The following is a 13,325-nucleotide window of genomic DNA, read 5'->3' as shown; positions in this document are numbered from 1 at the left end:
CGGTCCCCGCATTTATAACATGTACGGACCTACAGAAACGACGGTTTGGTCGGCCGTACAGGAACTGACCCATGCTCAAGAAATTAATATCGGACGTCCTATCGCGAATACCCAAATATTTATCATGAATGCGAGTGGGGAATTGCAGCCAGTCGGTGTGCCGGGCGAGTTATGTATTGCAGGGGAAGGATTGGCCCGTGGATATTGGAAACGTGAAGAACTGACGGCAGAAAAATTTGTAAATAATCCGTTTGCTGGTGGCAAGGCAGGCCATGAGCGGATGTACCGTACAGGCGATTTGGCGAGATGGACGCTGGACGGCAATATTGAATATTTGGGACGGATGGACCATCAGGTGAAAATCCGGGGCTACCGGATCGAACTAGGCGAGGTCGAATCGCAGCTGTTGCAGGTGGAGTCGGTACGAGAAGCGGTCATCGTGGCTCGTACGGACGAAACGGGCCAAAAACAACTAGTGGCGTACTACGTCGCGAGACAAGAGCTTGGAGCCGATGAGCTGAGACATGAGCTGGGGCGGGAGCTGCCAAGCTATATGATGCCGTCGTATTTCATTTGGCTGGAGCAGATGCCGCTGACACCGAACGGTAAAATCGACCGCAAGGCGCTGCCGGCACCGGAAGGCAGTCTGCAAAGCGGAGCGGATTATGCAGAGCCGCGCACTGCAACGGAACGGGTACTCGTAGCGGTCTGGCAGTCAGTCCTGGGCGTGCCAACCGTCGGTATTTTGGACAATTTCTTTGACCTGGGCGGCGATTCGATCAAGGCGATTCAAATCGTGTCCCGTGCGTTCCAGGCAGGCTACAAGCTGGACATGAAGGATGTGTTCCGCTATCCAATCGTCGCAACACTGGCACCGCATATGCACGAGGTAAGTCGTATGGCAGATCAGGGAGAAGTGAGCGGGGAAACCGCGTTGCTTCCGATCCAGCACTGGTTCTTTGCGCAGGAGCAAGTGGACACGCATCACTTTAATCAGGCGGTTATGCTGCACCGGGAGCAGGGTTTTGATGAGTCCGCTCTGCGTCAGGCGCTTGGCAAACTGACAGAGCATCATGATGTTCTGCGGATGGTGTTCAGCAAGACAGAGCAAGGCTATGAAGCCTGGAATCGCGGAATACAGGAAGGCGAGCTGTATCACCTGGACGTGCTGGACTTTAGAGATTTGACGGATGAAGCCCTGATCGCCGCAGCGATCGAGGCAAAAGCCACCGAAATTCAAAGCAGTATTCAACTGCATGAAGGGCCGCTGTTTAAAGCGGGTTTGTTCCACTGTGTAGATGGGGATCATCTGCTGATGGCGATTCACCATTTGGTAGTGGACGGAGTATCATGGCGTATTTTGTTTGAGGATTTGGCTACAGCCTATGAACAGGCCATCCATCAGGAAGTGCTTCAGCTGCCGGACAAAACGGATTCCTTCCGTTCCTGGTCTGGGCGACTTTCCACCTATGCGAATAGCGCGGCAATGGACAGTGAACGCGCCTACTGGGAGCAACTGAACGCAGCCGCTTTGGCTGATCAAGTACGGCTACCTGTGGATCAAGCGCAGGCTGCTCTATGTACCTTGGCTGACACCGATACAGTGGTCGTCCAGCTTACGGAAGAAGAGACCGAACGGCTGTTGAAGCAAGCACACCGCGCATATAACACGGAAGTGAACGATCTGCTCCTGACTGCTTTGGGTATGATGCTGTACACATGGACCGGTCATGAACGCAGCCTGATCAATCTGGAGGGTCACGGACGCGAGGACATTTTACCGGATACGGATATTTCTCGTACTGTGGGCTGGTTTACGAGTCAATATCCGGTGATGCTGGACATCGGTCGTGATCATGTGTTGTCGAGACGAATCAAACAGGTCAAAGAGAGTCTGCGCCGCATTCCGAATAAAGGGATCGGCTATGGTATATGGAGACATTTAAGTGAATCCGGCCAAGCCGTTAGTCATCAAGCAGATGCACCGCACCTTGGTCAACATAAAGCTTTTGCCGAGCCACAAGTGAGCTTTAACTATCTCGGACAGTTTGATCAGGATTTGCAAAACAGCGATATGCGCATGTCTCCTTACCCAATCGGATTAGCTGTAAGTGACCGGACGAAGATGAAATATGCTCTCGATGTGAGCGGAATCGTAACGAACGGCATCCTGGAACTGGACATTCGGTATAACGGCAAAGCCTTCCGTAAGGACACCGTCCAAATGCTGGCTAATCTATTAAAATCCAACCTGCTTGAAATGATCGAGCATTGTGTCACACGGGAGCGGACCGAATTGACTCCAAGCGATGTACTGCTAAAAGGTCTGACATTGGAGCAATTAGACACGATTATCGAGCAGACCAAGGCGGTTGGGGAATTGGAGAATGTGTATCCGTTAACTCCGATGCAGAAGGGGATGCTGTTCCATAGTCTGATGAACGCAGAATCGGGCGTGTATTTTGAACAGGCGACCTTTGATCTTAAGGGCCACTTTGAGCCGTCCATATTCGAGGAAAGCCTGAAGCTGCTGGTTAGCCGACATGCTATATTACGGACGAATTTCCACAGCGGCTGGCATGGTCAACCGTTGCAGATCGTCTATCGTCATAAAAATCCGAGCTTCCGTTATGAGGATGTCAGAGGACGTGAAGACGCTGTAGCTGAATTTGTGGCCCAAGATAAAGCTCGAAACTTTGATTTAAGCAAGGATGCGCTCATGCGCGTAACCGTCTTCCGCACGGGTGATAGCTCATACCGTTTTGTATGGAGCTTCCATCATATTGTGATGGACGGCTGGTGCCTGTCACTGGTGACGTACGAAGTGTTTGGTGCATATTTTGCCCTGCTGGAGCACAAGCAACCAGAGCTCGCACCTGTCAAGCCGTATAGTGACTATATCGAATGGTTGGAACATCAGGATACACAGGAAGCGACCCGTTATTGGAGTGACTATTTAGCGGGTTTTGAACAGCAAACATTGTTGCCTGGTGAGAACGCGCAAGCTTCTGTATTAGCACGGGTTGAAGATACAGACAGAAGCGGTAGGGGCTCAAATTCCCGCTATGTTTCGGAAAAGCTGCCGTTTATGTTGGGTAAAGAACGGAGTGCCGCATTAAACCAAATTGCCAAGCAACAACATGTAACGATTAACACATTGCTGCAAAGCGTTTGGGGCGTTATTTTACAGAAATACAATAATAATCAGGATGTTGTGTTTGGTGGTGTTGTATCCGGTCGTCCGGCAGAAATTCCAGGTGTGGAGAACATGATCGGATTGTTTATCAACACGATTCCGGTACGCATTTACAGTGCACAGAATGCTACATTTGCTGAAGTATTGCAGCGCACGCAGGAACAGGCTTTGGCTTCTAGTGTCTACGACACGTTCCCGTTGTACGATATTCAGGCACTGACTGAACAAAAACAAGACCTGATTAATCACATTATGGTGTTTGAAAACTACCCGATCGGGCAGCAGATGGGTGGTTCCGGTGAGACAAGGACACAAACAAGCTTCTCTATTGCCAATGTGGCACTTGCAGAGCAAACTAACTACGATTTCAACCTGATTGTCGTGCCTGACGAGGATGTCTCCATCCTGCTAGAATACAATGCTCTGGTGTATAACCGGTCTGCAATGGAACGTATCTATGCTCATATCGACCACATCATCGGGCAAATCATGGACAATCCGAATATCCGTGTGAATGAACTGGAATTGGTGACACCGGAAGAACAGGCACAAATCGTTCAAGTTTGGGGAGATACAGCGGCAGCCTATCCACAGAATCAAACGCTAAGTGCGCTGTTCGAGCAGCAGGCAGCGAACACGCCGGAGCAAGTGGCGGTGCTGTGCGAAGCGGAAGCGTTGACCTACGCGGAGTTGAATGAGCGCGCGAACCGTTTGGCTCGGACGCTGCGTGCGGAAGGCGTTCAACCGGATCAGCCGGTGGGCATTTTGGTTCACCGTTCGCTGGACATGATCGTAGGCATCTACGCGATCCTCAAGGCAGGCGGAGCCTACGTGCCAATCGACCCGGACTATCCGGCGGACCGCATCCGCTTCATGCTGGAGGACTCGGGAGCGAAGCTGGTGCTGACGCAATCACATCTGGCGGAGCAAGCATTGCTGAGTTTCGACGGCCAGGTGCTGGTGCTGGATCATCTGGAACAGGCTGGCAAGGACATGTACCACGAGGATGGCTCGAATCTGGAGCCACTGGCCGGGCCGCGTCATATCGCCTATGTGATCTATACCTCCGGCTCCACTGGAAAACCGAAGGGCGTGATGGTGGAGCATCATTCCGTCATCAACCGGATTATGTGGATGCATGAGCGTTACGGCTTGAGTGCGGAGGATACGATTCTGCAAAAAACCGCCTTCACCTTCGACGTGTCGGTATGGGAGCTGTTCTGGTGGTCGATGGTCGGCTCGAAGGTAAGCCTGCTGTCGGTCGGCGGGGAAAAGAATCCGGAGGACATCATCGACACGATTGCCCGCGATGGCGTGAGCACGATGCACTTTGTACCGGCCATGCTGCATGCGTTCCTGGAGTATGTGGAGCAGCAGTCACGGGAAGAGATGCAAGCGAAACTGGCAACGCTGCGCCATGTATTTGCCAGTGGTGAAGCATTGCCGCCGCAGCATGTCGCCCGGTTCCAACGGCTCGTGTCAAGCCTGGTCGGAGCGAAGCTGATCAACCTGTATGGGCCAACCGAAGCGACGGTGGACGTATCGTACTTCGATTGCGAGCCATTAGAGGAATATACGGTCATTCCAATCGGAAAACCGATTCAAAACATTCGTCTGTACATTGTCAAGGAAGGCACGGAGCAATTGCAGCCCATCGGGGTTGCGGGTGAGCTGTGCATCGGCGGTGTCGGCGTAGCCCGAGGCTATCTGAACCGTCCAGAGTTGACAGCAGAGAAATTCGTGAAGGATCCGTTTGCAGGGGGGGAATCAGGCTATGAGCGCATGTACCGTACAGGCGATTTGGCGAGATGGATGCCGGATGGCAACATTGAATATCTGGGCCGGATCGACCATCAGGTGAAAATCCGGGGCTACCGGATCGAGCTGGGCGAGGTCGAATCGCAGCTGCTGAAAGTGGAATCTGTACGAGAAGCCATAGTCATGGCTCGTGCGGATGAAACGGGACAAAAACAAATGGTGGCGTATTACGTCGCTGGGCAAGAGATCGGTGCCAGCGAGCTGAGAAGTGAGCTGGGCCGGGAGCTGCCAAGCTACATGGTGCCATCGTACTTTGTACAGCTGGAGCAAATGCCGCTGAGTCCAAATGGCAAAATTGACCGCAAGGCCCTGCCAGCACCAGAAGGCAGTCTGCAAAGCGGAGCGGATTATGCAGAGCCGCGTACCGCGCAAGAACGCGCTCTGGTAGGGGTCTGGCAGTCGGTACTGGGACTGCAGACTGTCGGCATTTTGGACAATTTCTTCGATCTGGGCGGCGACTCGATCAAGGCGATTCAAATCACATCCCGTGTATTCCAGGCAGGCTACAAGCTGGACATGAAAGATTTGTTCCAGTATCCAACGGTCGCAACACTGGCACCGCATATACACGAGGTGAGCTGTATTGCAGATCAAGGAGAAGTAAGCGGGGAAACCGCTTTGCTTCCGATCCAGCATTGGTTCTTTGCCCAGGAGCGCGAGCGTCCGCAGCACTTTAATCAAGCGGTCATGCTCTATCGCGCTGAGGGCTTTGATGAGACGGCGGTTCGCCAAGTCATGGATCACATCGTGAAGCATCATGATGCGCTGCGTACGGTTTTCCGTCAGGCTTCTTCCGGTTACGCGGCTTGGACACGCAACATAGAGGAAGGCGCGTTGTATACGCTGGAAACGGTGGATTACCGTGAACAGGCAATCGATGCGGAAGCGCTGGAAGCGAAAGCAACGGAAATTCAAAGCAGCATCGACCTGTCCGAAGGACCTCTGGTGAAGCTGGGATTGTTCCGCACAGCAGAGGGCGATCATTTACTGATAGCCATTCACCATCTGGTGGTGGACGGGGTGTCGTGGCGGATTCTGTTTGAAGATTTCTCGACAGGCTACGAGCAGGCGATCAAGGGCGAGCCTGTACGATTGCCCTATAAAACGGATTCCTACCAAGCGTGGGCACGCGAGTTGATGGCTTATACTCATCGTTCTGTGGGCGCATCGGATGCGTCCTACTGGAAGCAGCTGGAACAGGCCAAAGCCGAAGTAGCGCCGCTGCCTAAGGATTTTGCCTATGAGGGCTCCTTGAATGCAGACAGCGAAGTGCTGACGGTGGAGTGGACCGAAGCTGAAACCCAGCAGCTCTTGAAGCAGGCACATCGCGCCTACAACACCGAGGTCAATGATTTGCTGCTGACCGCGCTGGGCCTGGCGATGTACAACTGGACAGACGCAGGGCATGTGCTGGTGAATCTGGAGGGACATGGTCGGGAAGCGATCCTACCAGAGGTGGATATTACACGTACAGTAGGCTGGTTTACGAGCTTGTATCCGGTGCTGCTGGAAACGGGCAAGGGAATGACACTGGCAGAGCGGATTAAAGAAACGAAGGAAGGACTGCGCCGAATTCCGCATAAAGGGCTGACCTATGGAACTTGGCGCTACTTGCCCCATGCGTCTGAATCAGGTAAAGCGCGTGCGAATGCAGCAGAACCGGAAATCAGCTTTAACTATTTGGGACAAGTGGATCAGGATTTGCAAAATAGCGGAATCACACTGTCGTCCTATGGTGTAGGTGAGACTGACGATGCGAATTCACCATTGTCACACACGCTCGATTTGAACGCGATGATCTCGGAGGGCACGCTGCGCTTGACGATCGCTTACAGCCGTAAGCAATATCGCAAGGAAACGCTGGAACGGGTGGCGGGACTGCTGCAATCCGCTTTGCAAGAGGTGATTACGCATTGTGTCGCTCAGGAACATCCGGAGTTGACGCCGAGTGATGTGTCCTTCCAGGGTCTGACGACTCAAGAGCTGGAACAAGTTGCGGAACAGGCTGGACATATAGGTGAGCTGGAAAATGTATACGCACTGACGCCAATGCAGAAGGGCATGCTCTTTTACAATCTGATGGATTCGCAATCGGGAGCTTATTTTGAGCAGGCATCCTTTGATTTGCAAGGACATTTTAATATCGCTGCGTTTGCGGCAAGTCTGGATGTATTGGTACTGCGGCATACGGTACTGCGCACGAACTTTTACAGCGGCTGGAAGGATGAACCGCTTCAGGTTGTGTACCGCAATAAGCGCAGTGAGTTATATGTAGAGGACCTGCGGGATGTGGAGCAAGAGAAGCAAAACGAGTACATCCTCGAATATACGCGCAAAGACAAGCAAAGAGGCTTTGATCTGGCACAAGATGCTTTGATGCGTGTCGCCGTTTTGCGCACAGGTGAGGCTTCGTACCGTTTTGTGTGGAGCTTCCACCATATCGTGATGGACGGCTGGTGCTTGTCGCTGGTGACCAACGAAGTGTTTGCGAGTTATTTTGCGATACTGGCCCATAAGCAGCCTGAGCTGGCCCCTGTAACGCCGTACAGTCAATATATCGAATGGCTGGAACAGCAGGATCGTCAGGCCGCATCGAGCTACTGGAGCAAGGTTCTGGAAGGATATGAGGAGCAGTCCCGCTTGCCACAGGCAAAAATTCAGGGTAAGACGGGGTATCAGGCGGAGCGTCTGGATTTTGATTTGGGTGCGGATCTAACGGCTGGTATTCAGCGCATAGCCAAGCGTTATCAGGTGACGATCAATACGTTGATGCAGACGGTTTGGGGCCTTTTGCTGCAAAAATATAATGGTACAGATGATGTGGTGTTTGGCAGCGTGGTATCTGGACGTCCGGCAGACATTCCGAATGTGGAGCACATTATTGGTCTGTTTATCAATACAATTCCTGTACGCATCCGCAGTCAAGTGGACAGCTTATTCTCAGACGTGATGAAGCAAACCCAGGAGCAATCGATTGATTCCCATGTCTATGATACGTATCCGTTGTATGAAATTCAGGGGCTGTCGGAGCTTAAGCAGGATTTGATCAATCATATTCTTATTTTTGAGAACTATCCGGTAGAGGAACAATTGGAGCAATTAGGAAACGGTGAGGAGTCCAGCTTCACCATCACAGTAGCCGAGTCTGTCGAGCAGACCAACTATGACTTTAACCTGGTGGTGCTGCCGGGGAACACCATTCACATGAGCTTTGGTTATAATGCCTTGGCATTTGAACGGGAAAGTGTAGAGCAAATTCGAGGTCATCTGGTGCAGCTGATGGAGCAGGTGACAGCGAAGCCGGACATTCGCGTACATGAGCTGGATATGGTAAGCGCGCAGGAGCGCGAGCAGATTCTGGGCGTATGGGGCAATACAGCCGCCGAGTATCCAAGCGGGCAAACGATCCATGGCTTGTTCGAGGCGCAAACCGCGCGAACGCCGGAGCAGACAGCACTGTTCTTCGAAGGAGAAGCGCTGACTTATCGTGAGCTGAATGAACGCGCCAATCGATTAGCTCGTACCTTGCGCAGTCAAGGTGTGACGAAAGATCGTTTGGTGGGTCTGATGACCGAGCGTTCGGTGGACATGATCGTGGGCATCTTCGGGATTTTAAAAGCCGGAGGAGCATATGTGCCCATTGATCCAACCTATCCGGAGGAGCGTATCCGCTATATGCTGGACGACTCGGGTGCAAAGCTGCTGTTGACGCAAAGCCATCTGGTGGATAAAGCAGCTACCGATGGTCATGTGCTGGTGTTGGATAGAGAGCAGACGGTGTACCACGAGGAGGGTTCCAATTTGGAGCCGTGGTCCGGTCCGAATGATTTGGCGTATGTGATCTATACGTCGGGGACAACGGGGCAGCCGAAGGGCGTTATGCTGGAGCATCACGGGCTGTGCAATCTGAAAACGTATTTTGATCAAACGCTTCGGATCAGCACGTCGGATCATGCGTTGCTGTTCGCCAGCTATTCATTTGATGCAGCTTGCTGGGAAATCTTCCAGGCGCTGTTCTGCGGAGCCACGTTATACGTGCCAACGACAGAGACGATTTTGAACTACGAGCGGTTTGAGCAGTACATGGCGGATCACCACATCACGGTGGCCGCTTTGCCGCCAACCTATGCGGTGTATCTGGAGCCAGAACGGATGCCAAACCTGCGTATTCTGTTCACTGCCGGTTCAGCATCTTCCACAGAACTGGTATACAAATGGAAGGATCAAGTGGCGTACTACAACGGCTACGGTCCAACCGAAAACTCAGTGGCGACGTCCATCTGGCCGGTATCCGGGGATGAGAGAGCAGGACAGCTGATTTCCATCGGACGTCCTGTGCCGAATCACCGAGTATATATGGTGGATGTGCATGGACATTTGGCCCCGGTAGGCGTAGCGGGTGAGCTGTGCGTGTCCGGTCCGGGTCTGGCCCGTGGGTATCTGGATCGTCCAGAGCTGACGGCTGAGAAATTTGTAATTAACCCGTTTGCGGCTGGTGAAGCAGGTTATGAACGAATGTACCGTACGGGTGACTTGGCGAGATGGATGCCAGACGGCAACATCGAATACTTGGGCCGGATCGACCATCAGGTGAAAATTCGGGGCTACCGGATCGAGCTGGGCGAGGTCGAGGCACAAATGCTGAAAGTGGAAGATGTGCAAGAGGTCATCGTACTGGCCCAGGCGGACGAGCAGGGGCAAAACCAACTGGTGGCGTACTATGTCGCTGAAAGAGAAGTAAGCGCTGGTGAGCTGCGCAGCTTACTGGGTGAGGAGCTTCCAAACTACATGGTGCCTTCGTTTTTCATCCAGATGGAGCAGATGCCGCTGACACCAAACGGTAAAATCGACCGCAAGGCCCTGCCGGCACCGGAAGGCAACCTGCAAAGCGGAGCGGATTATGTAGAACCGCGCACAGCCCTTGAGCAGACGTTGGTTTCCATTTGGCAGGCCGTGTTGGGTGCGAAGAGAGTCGGGATTTTGGATAATTTCTTTGATCTGGGCGGCGATTCGATCAAAGCGATCCAGGTATCCTCCCGTTTGCTCCAAGCGGGCTACAAGCTGGACATGAAGGATTTATTCCAGTATCCTTCCATTTCGCTGCTGAGCGGTCATGTACACAAAGTTAGCCGCACAGCCGATCAGGGCGTGGTTTCGGGAAGCGTCAAGCTGACCCCGATACAGCAATGGTTCTTTGGACAATCCTCAGCAGAGCCGCATTATTTCAATCAGTCGGTGATGCTGCATAGAGCGGAAGGCTTCGATATAGACGCATTGCATCAAACGGTGACCAAGGTGACTGAGCATCATGATGCGTTGCGTATGGTCTTCCGTCAGACCGAACAGGGCTATGAAGCGTGGAATCGCGGTTTGAACGAAGGCAAGCTGTATCGTCTGGACGTTGTTGATTTGACGGATGTGCAAAACATTGCAGATGTTGCAGCAGCAATTGAGGTGAAGGCGAATGCCATCCAAAGCTCTATTCGTCTGGACGAGGGACCGCTGGTGAAGCTGGGACTTTTCCGCTGCATGGATGGAGATCATTTACTGATTGCCATTCACCATTTGGTCGTAGACGGCATTTCATGGCGGATTGTGTTTGAAGATTTTGCCACTGGATATGAGCAGGCCGTTCGGGGAGAAGCGATTCGCTTGCCATATAAAACGGATTCGTTCTCCGCTTGGGCAGAGCGGTTGTCTCAATATGCAAACAGCCCGGCTATCGAAAACGAACGCGAATACTGGCAGCGTCTTGCCCAAACGGAAGTCGCATCGCTGCCTAAGGATCAAGAAAGAGCGGAAGGACAGCACTTTCTGGTCAGAGACAGTGAGACGGTGACCGTGGCTTGGAGCGAACAGGAAACACGGCTGCTGCTTCAGGAATCACATCGTGCGTACCACACCGAGGTCAATGATCTGCTGTTAACTGCACTCGGTACAGCGGTATATAACTGGAGCGGTCAGGAGCGTGTGCTGGTCAATCTGGAGGGTCATGGCCGGGAAGCTATTGTTCCAGATATAGATATCACACGTACCGTGGGCTGGTTTACGAGCCAGTATCCGGTGCTGCTGGATGTGGACGGAAAGGCAACGGTCGGACAACGCATCAAGCGGGTAAAAGAGGACCTGCGCCATGTACCGCATAAGGGCATTGGTTACGGTATTCTGAAATATATGTCTCAGGATGATGCTAATCTTTCCTTGAGCCTGCAGCCTGAAATTAGCTTCAACTATTTGGGACAATTTGATCAGGATTTGGAACATAGTGATATCGTTCTGTCTTCACATACGGATGGAGAGCCGATGAGTGATCATACCGTTCTGGAGCAGCCGCTGAATGTGAACGGCATGATTACAGCGGGCGTGCTGACGCTGGAAATTCGCTATGATCGCAAAGTATATCAACAGCAAAACGTAGAGAATTTTGCGCGGCTGCTGCAGGAAAGTTTGCAGGAAGTGATCGCTCATTGTGCCTCCCAAGAGCGGAGTGAGCTAACACCAAGCGATGTATTGTTCAAAGGCTTAACATTGGAACAGTTGGAACAATTGACGGAGCAAACAGCTTCTGTGGGCGAGCTGGAAAATGTGTATGCCCTCTCTCCAATGCAGAAAGGAATGCTGTTCCATAGTCTGATGGAGCCGGAGTCAGGTGCATACTTCCAGCAGGCGTCGTTTGATCAACAAGGCAGCTTCGATGTTGCTGTTTTCCGCAAGAGTCTGGATCTACTGACACAGCGTCATGAAGCGCTGCGGACGAATTTCCAGATGTTTGAGACAGGACACAGTCAGGAGCCATTGCAGGTCGTGTTCCGTCACAAAGATAGTGATCTCTCCTTCGAGGATCTGCGTGGAATGCAGGAAGCGGAACGGAAGGCATATATCCAGACGTTCAAGCTGCAAGATCGGGCCCGCGGCTTTGATCTCGGTACGGATGCGCTTATGCGCGTACAAGTATTGCAGACAGATGAAGAGACGTATCATTGGGTATGGAGCTTCCATCACATTGTCATGGACGGCTGGTGCTTATCGCTCGTTACTGGTGAAGTGTTTGGTACGTACTTTACGTTGCTGGAGCAGAAACAGCCAGAGCTTGCTCCTATCACACCGTATGGCCAATATATCGAATGGCTGGGGCGTCAGGATGAACGTGCGGCAAAAGAGTATTGGAGCTGTTATTTGGCGGGCTTTGAACAGCAGACATTGTTACCTGGATCGGATACTTCATCAAAAGACCGAGTGGCGGACAGCAGGGAAAGTGTTCTGTCCACTACAACAAGCGACACCAGCAAATATATCTCTGAAAAAATAACGGTAGAGCTGAATCCAACGTGGAGTGAAGCCATGTACCGGATTGCGAAGCAGCAGCAGGTAACGATTAATACGCTGATGCAGAGCGTGTGGGGCCTTATTTTGCAGAAATATAACAACAATGAGGATGTTGTGTTCGGTAGTGTCGTATCTGGACGTCCGACGGATATTGCTGGTGTAGAGAATATGATCGGTCTGTTCATTAATACAATACCGGTTCGGATTCAAAGCGAACGGAACGCCACATTTGTGGAAATTATGCGGAAAACGCAGGAACAAGCGCTGGCTTCGGGAGCATACGACAGCTTCCCATTGTATGAAATTCAGGCGCTGACTGAGCAGAAGCAGAATCTGATTAACCACATTATGGTATTTGAGAACTATCCGGTAGAGGAGCAAGTCGAGCAGCTTGGTGAAGTTCGTCCATCCGCTTTTGAAATTACGAATGTAGAGGTTGTCGAGCAAACGAATTATGATCTGGACTTGATTGTGATGCCAGATGAAACATTCCGCATCATGTTCAGATATAACGCGAATGTATATGATCGGGCTACGGTTGAGCGTATGCAGGGACATGTACTGCATGTGATTGAGCAAATTGTGGAAAATCCGCATATTCGCGTGAATGAGCTGGAATTGGTGACACCAGCAGAACAAGCGCAAATCCTTGAGGTTTGGGGAGATACGGCGGCAGCTTATCCGCAGGATCAAACGTTAAGCAGTCTGTTCGAGCAGCAGGCAGCGAACACGCCGGAGCAAGTGGCGGTGCTGTGCGGAGCAGAAGCGTTGACCTACGCGGAGTTGAATGAGCGCGCGAACCGTTTGGCTCGGACGCTGCGTGCCGAAGGTGTTGAACCGGATCAGCCAGTGGGCATTTTGGTTCAGCGTTCGCTGGACATGATCGTAGGCATCTACGCGATCCTCAAGGCAGGCGGAGCCTACGTGCCGATCGATCCAGAATATCCAGCGGACCGCATCCGCTTCATGCTGGAGGACTCGGGAG

At 52.2% G+C, this 13,325-nt stretch carries 1 protein-coding gene (only partly in view); it reads left to right on the top strand.

Features of this window, described 5'->3' with window-relative positions; translation table 11 throughout:
- Positions 1-13,325 carry part of the coding region annotated (locus AC6EJC_RS25260; protein WP_444956294.1) for a non-ribosomal peptide synthase/polyketide synthase on the top strand (this coding region is incomplete at its 5' end). Its footprint extends 17,393 nt past the window's final position, so 13,325 of the 30,718 annotated nt are shown.

The organism is Paenibacillus sp. TY11, assembly GCF_059772165.1.
Note: the sequence above shows the minus strand (reverse complement) of the source record. Positions and strands in the feature narration are given on the sequence as shown.